At 34.2% G+C, this 15,242-nt stretch carries 14 protein-coding genes; 4 read left to right on the top strand and 10 right to left on the bottom strand.

Annotated features, from left to right (window positions below):
- Positions 1 to 106 precede the first annotated feature (106 nt).
- Positions 107 to 547, top strand: a complete 441-nt coding sequence (locus tag IC221_RS01125) for a BLUF domain-containing protein (RefSeq protein WP_223241255.1) — start codon at positions 107 to 109, stop codon at positions 545 to 547.
- 60 nt (positions 548 to 607) lie between these two features.
- Here IC221_RS01125 and IC221_RS01120 read toward each other — a convergent pair whose 3' ends face one another.
- The gene (locus IC221_RS01120; protein WP_188167207.1) at positions 608 to 1,228 is read right to left on the bottom strand and encodes a class I SAM-dependent methyltransferase; all 621 of its coding nucleotides are present in this window, start codon (positions 1,226 to 1,228) and stop codon (positions 608 to 610) included.
- A 444-nt stretch (positions 1,229 to 1,672) separates the two neighbouring features.
- Here IC221_RS01120 and IC221_RS01115 point away from each other — a divergent pair, with 444 nt between their 5' ends.
- Complete coding sequence (locus tag IC221_RS01115; protein WP_188167206.1) at positions 1,673 to 3,436, top strand: long-chain fatty acid--CoA ligase; 1,764 nt, start codon at positions 1,673 to 1,675, stop codon at positions 3,434 to 3,436.
- 132 nt (positions 3,437 to 3,568) lie between these two features.
- Positions 3,569 to 4,084: a DUF3124 domain-containing protein gene (locus tag IC221_RS01110; RefSeq protein ID WP_188167205.1), complete on the top strand. Its 516-nt coding sequence runs from the start codon at positions 3,569 to 3,571 to the stop codon at positions 4,082 to 4,084.
- 169 nt (positions 4,085 to 4,253) lie between these two features.
- Here the strand turns inward: IC221_RS01110 and IC221_RS01105 are convergent, their stop codons facing one another.
- From IC221_RS01105 to IC221_RS01065, 9 genes are all read right to left on the bottom strand, one after another.
- Positions 4,254 to 4,775: a mechanosensitive ion channel domain-containing protein gene (locus IC221_RS01105; protein WP_188167204.1), complete on the bottom strand. Its 522-nt coding sequence runs from the start codon at positions 4,773 to 4,775 to the stop codon at positions 4,254 to 4,256.
- Between the two features lie 11 nt (positions 4,776 to 4,786).
- On the bottom strand, positions 4,787 to 5,926 hold the full coding sequence (locus tag IC221_RS01100) for a hypothetical protein (protein WP_188167203.1): 1,140 nt from the start codon (positions 5,924 to 5,926) through the stop codon (positions 4,787 to 4,789).
- 66 nt (positions 5,927 to 5,992) lie between these two features.
- A complete protein-coding gene (locus IC221_RS01095; protein ID WP_188167202.1) occupies positions 5,993 to 7,810 on the bottom strand; it encodes an alkyl sulfatase dimerization domain-containing protein in 1,818 nt (605 codons plus the stop codon).
- 17 nt (positions 7,811 to 7,827) lie between these two features.
- Positions 7,828 to 9,642: an alkyl sulfatase dimerization domain-containing protein gene (locus IC221_RS01090; protein ID WP_188167201.1), complete on the bottom strand. Its 1,815-nt coding sequence runs from the start codon at positions 9,640 to 9,642 to the stop codon at positions 7,828 to 7,830.
- Positions 9,643 to 9,660: 18 nt separating this feature from the next.
- The gene (locus IC221_RS01085; protein WP_188167200.1) at positions 9,661 to 10,467 is read right to left on the bottom strand and encodes a hypothetical protein; all 807 of its coding nucleotides are present in this window, start codon (positions 10,465 to 10,467) and stop codon (positions 9,661 to 9,663) included.
- Positions 10,468 to 10,984: 517 nt separating this feature from the next.
- Entirely contained in the window at positions 10,985 to 11,479 is a 495-nt protein-coding gene (locus IC221_RS01080) for a hypothetical protein (protein WP_188167199.1), read from the bottom strand.
- A 47-nt stretch (positions 11,480 to 11,526) separates the two neighbouring features.
- Positions 11,527 to 12,201 carry a MarC family NAAT transporter gene (locus IC221_RS01075; RefSeq protein ID WP_188167198.1) on the bottom strand — a complete coding sequence of 225 codons (675 nt, stop codon included), beginning with the start codon at positions 12,199 to 12,201 and terminating at the stop codon, positions 11,527 to 11,529.
- A gap of 10 nt (positions 12,202 to 12,211) precedes the next feature.
- Positions 12,212 to 13,789, bottom strand: a complete 1,578-nt coding sequence (locus IC221_RS01070) for a tannase/feruloyl esterase family alpha/beta hydrolase (RefSeq protein WP_188167197.1) — start codon at positions 13,787 to 13,789, stop codon at positions 12,212 to 12,214.
- On the bottom strand, positions 13,786 to 14,061 hold the full coding sequence (locus tag IC221_RS01065; RefSeq protein WP_188167196.1) for a hypothetical protein: 276 nt from the start codon (positions 14,059 to 14,061) through the stop codon (positions 13,786 to 13,788). The genes IC221_RS01070 and IC221_RS01065 overlap by 4 nt, the downstream gene beginning before the upstream one ends.
- A gap of 727 nt (positions 14,062 to 14,788) precedes the next feature.
- On the opposite strand from IC221_RS01065, the gene IC221_RS01060 reads away from it, so the two are divergent.
- Entirely contained in the window at positions 14,789 to 15,235 is a 447-nt protein-coding gene (locus IC221_RS01060; protein WP_223241254.1) for a RimK/LysX family protein, read from the top strand.
- Positions 15,236 to 15,242 lie beyond the last annotated feature (7 nt).

The following is a 15,242-nucleotide window of genomic DNA, read 5'->3' as shown; positions in this document are numbered from 1 at the left end:
CAAATCTTTTCATAGAATAAAGATCGACTTTAAATCAAATAATGAAAAATCAAAATTTTAAAAGAGCGAAAGCTCAGTTACTTACTAATTAAACCAGTTAAACACTATGTATTGCCTATGTTATGTAAGCACGCGTGAAGTTTCACTAGATGATGATGTATTGCGTGAAATACTTATTTTGAGTAGAAAAAACAATGTCCTCAAGCAACTAACAGGACTGTTAGTCTTACTAGAAGATAAATTCATCCAAGTACTTGAAGGAGATGAAAGTGTTGTAGAAGAGCTGTATTCTAAAATCAAAAGAGATGACCGTCATAAAAGTGTTCAAAAGATCTATTCTGGAACGATTGAGGAGAGGAACTTTAACACTTGGTCAATGGCCTTTAAAGAAATTCTTTGGGAAGATTTGGAGGAAGCCGGTTTTATAAAAGAATATGACCAAAGTTTACCGCTAGAACACTACTTAAAAGGAAAAAACCATTATGTCATAGAATTACTTAAAACATATCAGGGGTTTTCTGAGTTACAGATGAACCTACCTAATTAATTTATATGAAGAAAAATAATGACGAAACTCCTTTAGGCGATTTTCCTTAAAGGAGTTTTTTTATTTCTTTCTAAAGCAACAAAAAACAAAATTTTGAACCGTATCAAATGGAGTCGTATGATCAATAATTTGAGTATTGACTAATTCAAAATCATCTTCAAACACATTCGCCAAACTTTCAGTTGAATATTGCTGAATTGGAATGCCACTGCACTTTGTTGGACCTTGCTCAGAAAAAGTAGCAATCAACATCACACCATCAGTCTTTATAGATTGAGATACTACTCTCTTATAGTTTTCTATATCTTGTGGATCAGTCAAAAAATGAAATGCAGCTCTATCATGCCAAAACGCATATTGCGAATCCGATTTAAACTGACAAACGTCTGTCGCAATCCATTTTATTTGCTCAGCTTTACTTCCTAGTCTTTCCTTTGCCCTTACCAATGCTTTTTCAGAAATATCTAAAACTGTAAGATCCTGAAAACCTTTTGCCAATAAATGATCAACTAATAAACTATCTCCTCCTCCAATATCAATTATTTTATCATCAGGAGCTAAAAAAGATCTTTCAACAAAATTCAGTGAAGTTTCAGGTGTGGATTGATACCAACTTACTTTTTCCAACGGCTTCGTTTCGTAAATCTTTTCCCAATGTTTCTTTTTATCAAATGTGAACATTCTGTTTTTGTGCTTAATGAGTTTGAAAAATAAGTAATTCTTTTGAGAACAGGATAATATAAGTTTATAATGAATGAATATTATCTCATTAAAATATTATAATTTTGTCTTCGAATATTTTTATTTAAACGCTGATGATTTATTTCTAGTTCAAAAAGCTTAACGTAAATCATCGTATTTCAGGGTAAATATTATGTTTATTTGTATTTCTTAAGTACTTCATTTAAAATTAGTTTATCATTTATTCTTGATTCTTTTTTGTGAGTACTTATACTAGAAGATTCTAAATGGTGATTCTGTTCAAACTATTTTGAAGACTGTAATCACAACTATAAAAGAGATGATATAAAATAATTTTGTTGGGTGCACAATATCCAATATACCCTCATATTTGACATAAATTTCAATTCTTAAGTACAACTGTACTTATCCACAACGAACCATATGAAACCAACAAGAGTTTTTGATTTTATTGAACAGCAAAAACGTAAGTACAAAGGTATTGACGTCTGCTTAGCTGCAAAAGAAAAAGGAACATGGAAAACTTATTCTACTGATGATGTTCTTCATATCATCAATCAAGTAAGTAATTCCCTATTGCAATATGGTATTCAAAAAGGAGACAAAATCGCTATTGTTTCTGAAAATAGACCAGAATGGAACTTTATTGATTTGGCTTGCTCGCAAATTGGAGCAGTGGCCGTACCCATTTACCCTACTATTACCATTGAAGATTACAATTACATTTTCAACCACGCAGAGATAAAAATTGCTTTTATTGAAACCAATGCACTCGTAAAGAAAATCAAGTCTATTCAAGATAAATTAGCATCATTGGAAGACATTTTTTCTTTTGAAGATATTGAAGGTATTCAATCTTGGAGGTCTTTCTTAAAAGACATTTCTGAAGAAGAGGGGCAACAACTTACTCAAGTAAAGCGGTCGATAGCAGAAGAAGATTTATATACCATCGTGTATACTTCAGGCACTACTGGCCCTCCAAAAGGAGTAATGCTAACTCACCGAAATGTGGTTACCAATGCAATTGCTGCCGCAAAAACATTGCCTGTAGAGGAAGGAAGTGGAAAAGCATTAAGTTTCTTACCACTCTCACATGTTTATGAACGCACTAGTGTTTTTTCATATATCAACAACTCTACATCTGTTTATTACGCAGAAAGTGTCATTAAAGTAGGCGAAGCCATGAAAGAGGTAAAACCAGATGTTTTCTGTACAGTTCCTCGATTATTGGAAAAAGTTTACGATACAATTGTAGGGAAAGGCATGGAGGCCAAAGGGCTTAAGAAAGCGATCTTTTTCTGGTCTTTAAACTTAGGATTAAAATATGATCCTCGAGAAAAACAATCGCTATGGCAAAAGATCCAACACAAAGTAGCCGACAAACTGGTTTTTAGTAAATGGCGTGAGGCTCTAGGTGGCAATATTAAAAATATGAATGTTGGAGCTGCTGCTCTTCAGCCAAGGTTAATTCGCTCTTTCTGGGCAGCAGGAATTAAAGTATGTGAAGGCTATGGTATGTCTGAAGCATCTCCAGTGGTTTGTGTCAATCGTATTACTCCTGAAAATATGATGGTGGGTACTGTTGGACCTACTTTGGAGGGAATTGATGTGAAAATTGCAAGCGATGGTGAGATTCTTATTAAAGGCCCTAACATCATGAAAGGTTATTATAAGCAACCCGAATTGACGGCTGAAACTGTAGTAGATGGGTGGTTACATACTGGTGATATTGGAGAACTAGTGGATGGAAAATTCTTAAAAATTACAGACCGTAAAAAAGAATTATTCAAAACTTCTGCTGGTAAATACATTGCACCACAACTGTTGGAAAATAAACTGAAAGAATCATTCTTCATTGAACAAGTTGCCGTTATCGGTAGTAACCAAAAGTTTGCTTCAGCATTGATAGTTCCTAACTTCGAAGCCTTGGAAAGATGGTCACAAGAGCAACAAATTGCTTTTGATACCAAACAGGAATTGATCAAAAACAATCAAGTTTTCAATAAATTCAAGAAGGAAATTCAAAAAGCGAATATTGATTTTGCTCGTTGGGAGAAAATTCAAAAGTTCAAGTTATTGGAAAATGAATGGACGGTGGAAACCGGTGAGGTTACTCCTACTCTAAAGCCAAAGAGAAAGATCATCAATAAAAAATATGAAAGTGAAATCAATGAGATTTATGACTAGAAAAACGCTGGTTTTGAAATCTAAATAATAAATGACCTCATTAGTGAAAACTGATGGGGTCTTTTTTCTTTACAATACAGGTTTTTCTTTCTATTTTCGTTAAAATATCATCACTAGACAAAACCTATAAACATGCGTCATATAGTTCTATTTTTTATTCTATTAATTGCTTTTTCTTCTTGTGAGCAGAAGAAGGTATCACTAGTATCTGAAGACTTGACTTCAAAAATCATAAAACCTAGTGAAACTCCACATCTCACATTCAAAGAAAAATATTATGTGGCGGCCTATTCTGATTTATACTATCAGGAAGGAAATGATAAATTCCAATGTACAGTAATTTTGAGTTTGAGAAATGTGAGTACAACGGACACGCTTTACTTCACTACGGCTGATTATTATGATAGCAATGGGGTATTATTAAGAAGTTACTTAAAAGGTGAAACATTGGAATTAAAACCTTTGGAATCTGCCGAATATATCGTGGAGAAAAGAGAAAGTTTAGGTGGTGTTGGCGCCAACTTTATTGTTAAATATGGTACTACATCAACACCAAAAAACAAAGCACTGATAGAAGCCATCAATATTGGCAACTTCAGTCAGCATGGCTTCTCTTTTAAATCAAATGCGATTCTAATCAACGAATAAAAAAATAAGCATCAGATAAAACCTGATGCTTATAGCTAAATTAACTACTTTTATACTCCTATTACAGATACAAAGTGTTTGGCTGTTTTGAAAGCAAAAACAACCAATTACTTATGTACCATAGTTTACTTCAAATTCAAACTCTAAATAAATCATATTCTCAACATCTTCACTTTATCGTTGATAGCTTCACTGACCACATTTTCTGCATGAAAAATGTATTGGTCAACATTAGTCTTTGGTTGTCTTCTGTGATAATTGTTGTAAAGAATAATCCTATATCTGTAATCTCTCCATTAATACCATCACCTTCATATATTGTTATCTTATCACCAATTTTCATTGGGCTGGTTAAGAATATAATTACGCAAGCTGTGATATTGGAAAGGTGTGACCACTGTGCAAAAAAAGCGACACCTATAATGGTAAATATGGAGGTCAAATAAATCCCCAAATCTTCTGGATTGACTTCCCACACGCCCAATACCAAGAGAATAGAAACAGCGATAACCGCTACATTGATCACTTTTGAGATCAATACTTTTCTTCTTGCATGAAAAGTGGATCTTATAGTCGTTTTATTCAATAACCTGAGAAAGGAAAGCTTCAATGCTAAAGCAATTGAAATGATTAAAACGGTCGATAAAATATTACCTATGTCTAAATTGATATTGTGAAAATATTGATTCATAATTTTTCGATTTAAAAAATGAATATCATACCCAATGTCGCTGTCTGTATTGGCAGTAAGTTTTCTTCTGGACTGTAAACGGTATACTTCCGAAAACCTGCGTATACATCGAAATTTAATGGAGTGATTTTTTGCTGTACAAAGGCTCCTACGCTTTCGATTTTATCATGATAAGTTCTTATATCACGCCCCTCACCGTAATCAATCGTAAATGAAGTACTTCCATATTTCCACCAATTTCTTTCTAAACCTAACCTAATAATATAGCTGTTAGGATTCCTATTATTCTCCGTTGCTCCAGCTTTTGAAAACAAAGACGAAACACTGAGACCTGAAGCATGATGCTTAGCTGATAAACCTAGAACTCCTCTTCCTGAAAAAGCTACTGAAGGTGTATGTTCATAAGAGACATACGATCTGAAGTCCCAATGCTCAAAGGTCTTAAAATACCTTGCTGCTGCATCCCATTTTCCATCCGTTGCTACTCCTCCTTGAATTTGAAAACCGTCAAATAGAATTGGACTTCTATATCTTATTCTATCTGTAATCAACATTCTTCCCGGTGTGTAATAATAATCTACAATTTGAGTGTCACTCAGTTCTCCCGTCTCCCGATCTCTAAAATATAACCCTTGTGAGGCTAACCCTACAGTCAGGAGATTACTATTCGCAATTCCACTTAAATCACTTTCTAGAAACATGGTGGAGGAAGTTAATCCTATTCCTAAATCTATATAACCATACTTTTCATGTCCAAATGTCAACTCGCTTGCCATTATTCTGATGACAGCTTCTGGATTGGCTTGCTCCTGTGAGATGTGGGTTGGTCTTTTACTGTGCAACCCTACCTCTATGTTTGCCCCCAGAAAAAATGGTGAGGAATCTCTATTTTGAACCAAAAGTTTTAACCTTGAAGGTGATTGATCAGAATCCATTACATAAGGACCTTCCAAACTGCCTCCTCCATCATTCACCATCATCAATGACTTATGAACTCTACCTGAAAATTGATAGGTGAACTTTGGAACTGAAACACCACTTTGAACAGCTTTCACCCCTGTTGAATCTGGTACTTCTGAGGCATACGATTGATTGTATCCTACAATGGTAGTGAATAGAATAGCAAGGAGAACGTGAGTGAACTTCATCATTATTAAATTGGTTGAAGTAGTGTATTGGGACATTTCTATCCTAATACTTTGTATTATTATAAATGCTTATTTACTGACCCCCTTATTGTACTTTAAAATTGGAGCCTTTGCGTCAAACCAATCAAATTGTTCTAATAACCATTGTACTTCTGTTTGATTAATATTCATAGACACCTTATTACTATTGAATAATAATTTTTCAACATTAATTTTTCCAGCATAATAATTAGCGAATAACTCTCTTGGTACTTTTATCACTACATCTTTTTCTTTATAATATGTTGAAGGATTTTCCACAAATTCGGCAATTCCATTTCTGATATGTAACCCAAATTGAGGTCTATTTTCTACATCTGTAAACTCAAAAACGATTAATTTATTTGTATCAATACTCTTCTCTGGATTAATTCTCACTCTCATCATATTCACAAAAGTTCCAGGTTCAGAGTCCATTATTTGAGCAACTTCAGGTAAAATGATATGAGGAATCATTACTTTATTTTCTAAAGCTCTTGCTTGAGATAAATACCATGATCTTGAAATTGATGACTCCGTGACCTGTCCCATTTTTCTTAAAGCATCCGCTTTTTGTTGACGAACTTTCTGATCATTTGGATAGACCTTGTATAGATAATCTGTTAATTGAGTGGCCCATGCATATTCTTTATTGTCTAATGCAATCTCTACTTGCTCCATCATTTTATTCTTTCCTCCAAAACCTAAAACCATCTTTCTGGCCTCAATACTTGGCTCAACTTTATTGATATTGGTAGCGTTTCCATCATACCAACCAAGAGCATAGTTGTAGATATTCTTAGGATATTGGCTCATTTCTCCATATGTTAATTGGTTATTAGGCCATTCAGCTAGATGTTTTGGCAATTGAACAATATGGCTTAACTCATTAGGAGATGCGCCCAATAAAATTTGTCTTAAGGTTTGATCATACAAGTATGCTAAACCATCATGATAATTCGTTACAGCTTCCATTACTTTTTCTTTTCCAGAAATTGCAGTTGTATGTGTATTGATCATATATTTTGGATTAAGATCTCTGATTTTTTTTAATCCATTCATCCATGGAATTGGATCTCTATATAATGAACCTCTTAATGTATATTGATTAGAATATACAGGCCAGTATAAGTTATTTAACACCAATTCTTTTTCAGGGAAATAGACCAATAAACAGTCGTCAGTATCACTACTAAATTCAGTGAAAAATTGCATTTTCACGCCGTCAATAGTTACTATTTCGCCATCTTCTACAGGTTTAGTAACTGGAGCAAATCCCTTTTCACCTTTTCCTATAGGTGATGATGCTAAAGGTGCATCTTCTCCTTCACTTGGAGTATAAATATCAAATTGTTCATAAGCTCTCCCGGTTAATAGAGGTGATAACTCTGGGATCGATGCTCCCATTCCACCACTCTCTTTAATGTTTTTATTCAAATTAGGATGTCCAATTACATTATACACCATTTGACCTTCTAGTAATGGACTACTTCCCCATACATAATGAGCATGGCTATAAATGATTGTTTTAACAGGTTTATTACTTATTTTTTTTATTTCATTCAGAAACTTTTTCCCATCCTCAATATCATTTCCTGTATCATAAATAATCAAAGAATTTTCTCCTTCAATGACGGCACAGTTTACATGTGCAAAACCTTCCAAACTCCAAATACCTTCTGCTAATTGAACCACTTTTGATTCATGTGTCCAAGTTTTAGCTAAAGATTCTGGTGCATTTTTGTTTAGAACACCTCCATTCGGTAAGGTGGTCATTTCAACTTCACCTCCCATATATCTGCTTTCTTGTGCTTGAAGGGTACCGCACATTAGAACTGAAGCTACCGCTAGTGTTATAATTTTTTTCATTTTCGTAGATATTTTTATTAGACCTTATTTAACTTTAAAACAGGTGAATCAACATTAAACCAGTCAAATTGATTTAATAATTTTAATGTTGAGCTCTTATCAATACTACTTGATGTTTGAGGATTAGAAAGCAGTTTTTCAATGTCTATTGTTCCAGCATAATATGCTGCAAATAATGCCCTAGGTACTTTTACAAGTACATCTTGTGATTTATAATAAGCTGAAGGGTTTTCGACATATTCTGCTACTCCATTTCTAATATGCAAACCGAACTGAGGTTGCTCTTCTATATCTGTAAACTGGAAAACAAGAAATTGATCTGTATTGATACTTTTTTCAGGGTCAATACGCACTCTCATCATATTTACATAGGTTCCTGGTTCTGATTGTAAAATATGTTCGGGTTTAGGTAAAACGATATGAAGTATTTCGGTTTTATTTTCTAATGCATTCGCTTGTCCCAAATACCATGATCTTGGAATTATTGCTTCTGCTAACTGTCCCATACTTCGTAGTTGATCAGCAGTGATTTGTCTTACTTCTTGATCATTAGGGAATACTTTATATAAATATCCTGCTAGTTGTGTAGACCATGCGAAATCTTTTTCCTCACTAGCTTTAAGAATCGCTTTAATTACATTTTCTTTACCTCCAAAACCTTCTACAATTTTTTGTGCTGCATGAAGAGGATGACTAGGATTCAAATCCATAGTATTACCATTAAACCAACCTAAAGCATAATTATAGATATTGGGAGCATAATAGCTTTCCTCTCCATAACTAAATTGATTATTTGAGAATTTTGCTAAGTGTTCTGGCAAGGTAACCGTATGGCGTAATTCATCTGGAGACTCTCCTAATATAATACGACGTAACGTTTGGTCGTATATGTAAGCCAATCCATCATGATAATAAGTTACCGCTTCTCTCACTTCATTTTTACCAATTACGGCTTTGGAATGGGTGCCGAACATATACTTTGGTCCAAGATCTCTAATTTTCTGAAGTCCTTTCATCCAAGGTGTAGGATCTCTATATAATGAACCTCTTAAAGTGTATAAATTAGGGTATACATTCCAATATATATTTGAAAAAACTACTTCTTTTTCAGGTAAATATATCATTAAACAATCATCTGTATCACTATCATAGTCAGTGAAAAATTGAATTTTCACACCATCAATCTCTAGAAGCTCTTCATTTTCTACAGTTTTTGTAACAGGTAAAAATTCTTTGTCTTTACTTGGAACAGGAGAAAGATTAAATGGGGCATCAGCTCCTTCTGAAGGAACATAAACATTAAATTGTTCATAATAACGAGCTTCTAAAACAGGTGCTAATTCTGGAATTGATGCTCCTTTACCACCACTCTCAAGGATGTTTTTATTGACTTTTGGGTGGCCAATTACTGTATACTCTTCATTACCTTCTAGTAAACCTTTCCCCCCTGACACATAATGAGAATGACTATATATAATTGTTTTGACGGGCTTATCTGTAACAGTACGAATTCCTTTTAAGAATTCTCGAGCATTTTCATTATCATTTCCTGTATCATAAACTATTAGCCCCGTTTCACCTTCAATTACACCAAGGTTGGCAATAGAAAACCCTTCCAAACTCCAAACCCCTTTTCCTAATTCTACAACTTGTGGAGATTCATGTACTACTTTAGAAAGTCTTTCAGGTAAATTTTTATTCACGACAGCTCCATGTGGCATCGTTACTAATTCTGTATTACCGCCTGTATAGGGAGATTTATTTTGAGCATTTAGTGTGTTACTCATCATAATTACAAAAGCAGTAATTGAAAGTATTATTTTTGTATTCATAACTTTATATTCAGCAGTCTATTTAGAAAAAATAAAATTGGCCATTAGCCTGAATTCTTGTGTTGGAGCAAGATCTGGTCTTACCACATATTTGTAATATTGAGCACCTACCGCTACTGGCATTTTACCCATAAAGACTACTTTTGAAAGTCCTGCACCTACTGGTACCGTCCATTGCTGTCCTTGTTCATGATCCCAGTTTGCCATGATTGTAGGGAATGTATTTACTACCCATCCTTTACCTAAACTGTAAGCAATAAGCGGTTGTAATACCATTTGATTTACACCTATTCTTGTGTTATCACCTGCAAACGACCATGTTTGACGAACTACACCATCAAAAGTCCATTTACCCGTTTGGTAAACTACAACAGCAGATAAACCACCACTCCATTGTCCTGTTCCTAAGAATTCATTTGTTGCGGTTGGAAGATTAATCGATGGTCCAATACCCCAAGCTACTTTTTTCACTGTCTTTGGTGAGAATAAGAAGGAGTAATTGATATCTGTTAATCCCCACTGTCCATCAATTTTTCCTAATTCAGGACCTGCATCCATTCCGGGCATATAGTTGACACCAATTACTGCTCTATGAATAATATTAAATTTATCGTAGCTCGTACCATGAATAGGTTGGAATGATAAACCATAACTCATTGTGTTATCTGGATTCATCCCAAAATTATTTTGAATTGGTAAAGCAGAAATCTTCGATAATGGATTCTGTAATTTCTGAGCAATTTCATCTGCTTTACTCTGTCCATATGAGATGGAACTCACTGCAAACAGTAGTAGAAGAGCGAGAATTTCTTTTGTTTTTTTCATGATTGAATGATTACGTTCTTTGATTAGATTACCTTACAAAAGTCTCATTCTTTCCACTCTTATGTTAGTTAAACACCGTATGTAACGGTAACATGAAAAATGTTACAATGGGTGATTTTTATGATTGAAAAAGTTGATATTGGTTTTAAATATTTAACCGATAGTTCTACAAGTATTCTATGATCTACTTTCAAGCAACCTTCTTCTTCATTTTTTCCATTGCTGAAAAAACGAAGCAAAAAAAGCTAGGCTTAGAAGTCAAAAGCTAAATTTCCTTACTCTCGCCTAAATGATTTTAAACTCGCTGCACTCAAACAAGAAAATCATTTTTAACGGCTCAATTCATGAAATTCTTAACGCTTTTCCCTTCAAGGCCGAGGGAAGTTCTTCCACATTAAAAAGAATAGAAAGGCCACCCCATTTACAAGAAATGAAAGGTGACCCCATTGGTTTAGCTTAACTAAGCTTAAATTACAGTTTACATCAAATACTGTTTTAACTATGAATACAACGTTTGCTATTCTAGTACATCATCATCAATTCTATCTATTAACTCTTCTATCTCTTGAATGGTCAATTTCCTCTTCTGTTTTGCTTTCTCAATCACCTCTTTGGTGTTATTGATATTGGCAATTTGAAGGTTGTAATAACCGATTAATGTTTTTAAGGCATCCAATCTTGAAGCAATTTTCATCTGTTCCACTTGTTCTGCCAATGCCTTTTCAGATTTCTGCTGTGCTTTGGCCGACTTTATCAGCTGTTTTCTATTTTCATACACTTCTTTTCTCTGAATTTCCAGATCTTGCTGTGTGAGAAAAATAGTATACATCAAACCGGCAAAAGCGAGTCCTGAAAAGAGAGAATTGACGGCTCCAAATAAATCTCCGAAAGTGCCTCTTTGATCCCAAGTATCTAATCCAAAGTAGATAAGCAAGCCTGAGAGAACCCAGATGCTTACCACTATGGAAATCATTAACTTCAAGGATTTCGTTTTATTCTCTGTGTTGTTCATGGTTTTGAATGCTCACCTATTGAAAATTTCCTTTGATGGAACTACAATTAGGTTGTCAAAAACTGTAGTTGCTCAAGAATAGGTTTCAAGAACTTTTCACTTTCGATATAACCTCCAATACCGTCTAATACAAACTGGAAAGCCACACAAATAAGGATAAAGCCCATGATTCTAGTCAAGGCATCGAGTCCTGTTACACCTAATACTTTTGAAATATAAGGTGCTCCCCTCATCGATAAGTAAGCGACTAATACCACCATCAAAACACCTAAGGAAATGGCTACATAACCCGGTAAATTATCCGACCCTGCCGCCATACTGATCACTACTGATATTGACCCTGGGCCAGCCAATGAAGGCATGGCCAAGGGAGTAAAGGAAATATCACTTTTTGTCTTTGATTCTTCTTTGATCTCATCTGAAAGTTCTTCTGTTTCTTTGGGGTTCAACATCCCAAAACCTACTTTCATGATGATCAATCCACCGGCTACTCGTATGGCGGGAATAGAGATTCCGAAAAACTCTATGATTATTGCCCCTGACCATAAAAAGGTAAGGAGGATTCCGGCCATAAATACACTTGCCATTAAGGCTTGCTGATTCGACCACTCTCTAGTATGTCCTTTGGTCAATGATAAAAACAAAGGCACCGAACTGAAAGGATTGGAAATGGGCAGTAAAGCCAGGAATGTGATTAATGCAATTTCTATTATACCTAACATGATTTCTTAATTATTCACATCCAAAAGATTTCACATCACGCGTATCACCTTTACCATCATACTGAGCTGCCTCAGGGTAAGGACAAAGCAATCTAGAACCCGTTGGTTTCAATTTCTCATCTACAAAATAAACAGTGATTTGATCTGGGTCTTTATCCTTTGCCACCCAGTTATCTATTTCATCAATCCAGTTTACATACCAAGGACCATCGCCACCTGCACAATGCAGTACTCCAGGCATCATAAATAACTTTACATCATCTGCTGCTGTTTCATCAAAATTGATTACATCTTCATAATATCCTATTGTGCCTAACGAAGTGATAGCTGTATCAGACCATCCTGAATACATTAATAATTTTCCGCCTCTAGCTCTGAATTTTGATAAATCAGGACTCGTTGCATTCAATGTTTTTCCAACAAGCAAAGCATCATCTCTGAATGAATCATAGTTAAAATCTTCATATGTCCATGAAGAATCTTGGTAGACAAAGAACTTCATGAAATGAGATCCAAATGCATACTGGAAGTTTGGAGGAACAGGAAAATCTTCTGAAGCCTCATTATCAATTCCTTGATGGAAAGTAGTTTGTGCATCAACATTGTTTAAACCTCCTGTTATCCATTTAGACCAACCGTCTTTATGTGTTTCTCCACCTAATGGAAAGCCATAATACATTTTACCATCCTTGTCTTTTGGTCCTTCATAAATAGCATTCAATGCATCTATTTGTTCTTGAGATAAACAATCTTCTTTTTTCTCTCCATCACATAATAGAGTAGCGATATCAAAATCACATAATCTTGGATCATTCAGAATACCATCTTTAATACCATCTAGTTCGTCGCACATTTCTAGATAAGTATCTTCTATTAACTTTAAATCAGCGACACTTACTAATGGCTCATCTATATTATTTGGATCTGGATACATGTTAATCATGTTATGAATCATACCCATTCCTAGTCCCATTGTCCAATTATAAGCAGGTGCTCCAGCAGTAATTCCATCAAAATCATCTGGGTAACGTTGTGCTTCCATCATGGCTTGTCCACCACCTCTTGAACAACCAACGAAGTAGCTATAATCAATTTGCTTTGCATAAAAAGCCTCAATAATTGCTTTAGAAACTACTGTTGTTCTATGAACGGCCATATGGCCAAAGTTGACAACAGCTTCCATATCTCCTTGGGCCCATCTACCATCTATTGCATTAGCACCTTCATGCCCTGTATCTGTTCCAACTGTTGCATATCCTTTTTCTACAGCATTGTAACTTAAAGCTACATTGATAACAGAACCTACATATCCGCCGCCACCGCCGAAGACAAATTTACCGTTCCAATTATCAGGAAGTAATAATTCAAATTTTACTTTTTCTCCTATAATACCGGCAACTTTATAATGAGGAGCCATAGCTTCTTCTTTCGATATAGAAGTAATGTTTACATCTGGTATATCCGGAATATTTTCAGGATCTCCCGCTTTTTTGTTACTATTTTTTGTAGCGTATGTAAAACCAACGAGAGCAGATAATGACAAGGTAAGTATAAGCACCTTGATCAGGTTTAATCTTTTTTTGTTCATTTTGATTGATTTTTATTGATTTGAATACTGTATTTATGAATGAAGTGGTTCAGTTCTTTATGGAGCTCTTGGTATACATCCTTATACTCTTCTACCAAATCACCTTTTGTGTCTTTATCCAACACTTTAATCTGATGTTTGCAGAAATAGTAATCTCTTGCCAGGTCCATGATGATATCTATAGAATTAAAGAGATGATCTATAGTTTGTTTATGCTCTGGAAAATCACTTTTCAGCTCATTTTTTAAAAGACTTTCGACAACTTCCTTCATTGTTTTCCGTTTTATCTTGATGCAAAATTGAGCATGAAAGAAGTCTTATGTTAGTTATTTACCGTATGTTACTGTAAAGCGAGAAAGGGCAATCAATGATGTAATGAATTGTCTGCTAGGTTTCGTTATTCTACTTCCAAATATCCTTCTTCTTCATTTTTTCCATTGATGAAAAACGAAGCAATAAATCTAGGGTGTGAAGTCAAAAGCTAAATTTCATTACAATAAGATGATAGAAGATCTACTGATACGATCATAGAGTGATATTCGTATTTAACATGAATATTTGAAAGCTAATTACACACTGTTTTAAATACTGACTTACAGAGTTTTAACCCTTAAAAAACTTCATTAAAACAGTCAAAAATAAAGGTGATAAAAATTTAATATTTTTTTTGATTTGTAACCGTAACATACTGTGTTTAACTACCGTATTACTAGCTCTCTGGATAATTTTGAGTTGTATGAATTATTAAAAAGTAAAGGGATATCGTCGAAAAGGTCATTGGGATAAATAGCGTTTATAAGTAAATGTTATTAACAATAAAAAACACCAATTAAAATTAAAAAATTGTCTCTCTACAAATTAATAATCATGCAAAAGAAATTATAAAGATTAAAATTATATACTATATGCTAACTCAATTAATTATACAACAATAGTGCATAACAACTCTTTAAAAATCTCTATTTAATATTCATTTTAAAAACATAATGATAACGCATCATGGAAATTATTGGAAGAACTGATCTTCTAGATTTTCCAGAATTAAATCTAGAAAATCTTGATGTGAAAATAGATACAGGAGCTTACACTTCATCTATTCATTGTCATGAGATCCACGAAATAAATATCAACGGTACGAAGTACCTCCGTTTTAAGGTATTGGATGATACCTACCCGAAATACCAAGATCAGATTATAACCGTCAGAAATTATAAATCGAAAAAAGTCAGAAGCTCGTTCGGGGATATTGAGGAACGATTTGTCATCAGAACACAAGTCATTCTATTTAATAAAGAATATCCGATTGAGTTATCACTTTCAGATCGAAGTGAAATGAGATTTCCGGTCTTAATAGGAAGAAAGTTTTTGAATAAGAATTTCATCGTGGACCCTTCTACAAAAAACATGTCTTCCAGATCTAAAAACAGCATTGAAATAAACCAATAAAATTTTA

This window comes from Flammeovirga sp. EKP202 (assembly GCF_014534745.1).
GTDB lineage: Bacteria > Bacteroidota > Bacteroidia > Cytophagales > Flammeovirgaceae > Flammeovirga.
Note: the sequence above shows the minus strand (reverse complement) of the source record. Positions and strands in the feature narration are given on the sequence as shown.

Bases quoted from the DNA above. Each gene is read 5' to 3' on its own strand.
- IC221_RS01125 (WP_223241255.1), top strand. From the start codon at position 107: ATGTATTGCCTATGTTATGTAAGCACGCGTGAAGTTTCACTAGATGAT.
- IC221_RS01120 (WP_188167207.1), bottom strand. From the start codon at position 1,228: ATGTTCACATTTGATAAAAAGAAACATTGGGAAAAGATTTACGAAACG.
- IC221_RS01115 (WP_188167206.1), top strand. From the start codon at position 1,673: ATGAAACCAACAAGAGTTTTTGATTTTATTGAACAGCAAAAACGTAAG.
- IC221_RS01110 (WP_188167205.1), top strand. From the start codon at position 3,569: ATGCGTCATATAGTTCTATTTTTTATTCTATTAATTGCTTTTTCTTCT.
- IC221_RS01105 (WP_188167204.1), bottom strand. From the start codon at position 4,775: ATGAATCAATATTTTCACAATATCAATTTAGACATAGGTAATATTTTA.
- IC221_RS01100 (WP_188167203.1), bottom strand. From the start codon at position 5,926: ATGATGAAGTTCACTCACGTTCTCCTTGCTATTCTATTCACTACCATT.
- IC221_RS01095 (WP_188167202.1), bottom strand. From the start codon at position 7,810: ATGAAAAAAATTATAACACTAGCGGTAGCTTCAGTTCTAATGTGCGGT.
- IC221_RS01090 (WP_188167201.1), bottom strand. From the start codon at position 9,642: ATGAATACAAAAATAATACTTTCAATTACTGCTTTTGTAATTATGATG.
- IC221_RS01085 (WP_188167200.1), bottom strand. From the start codon at position 10,467: ATGAAAAAAACAAAAGAAATTCTCGCTCTTCTACTACTGTTTGCAGTG.
- IC221_RS01080 (WP_188167199.1), bottom strand. From the start codon at position 11,479: ATGAACAACACAGAGAATAAAACGAAATCCTTGAAGTTAATGATTTCC.
- IC221_RS01075 (WP_188167198.1), bottom strand. From the start codon at position 12,201: ATGTTAGGTATAATAGAAATTGCATTAATCACATTCCTGGCTTTACTG.
- IC221_RS01070 (WP_188167197.1), bottom strand. From the start codon at position 13,789: ATGAACAAAAAAAGATTAAACCTGATCAAGGTGCTTATACTTACCTTG.
- IC221_RS01065 (WP_188167196.1), bottom strand. From the start codon at position 14,061: ATGAAGGAAGTTGTCGAAAGTCTTTTAAAAAATGAGCTGAAAAGTGAT.
- IC221_RS01060 (WP_223241254.1), top strand. From the start codon at position 14,789: ATGGAAATTATTGGAAGAACTGATCTTCTAGATTTTCCAGAATTAAAT.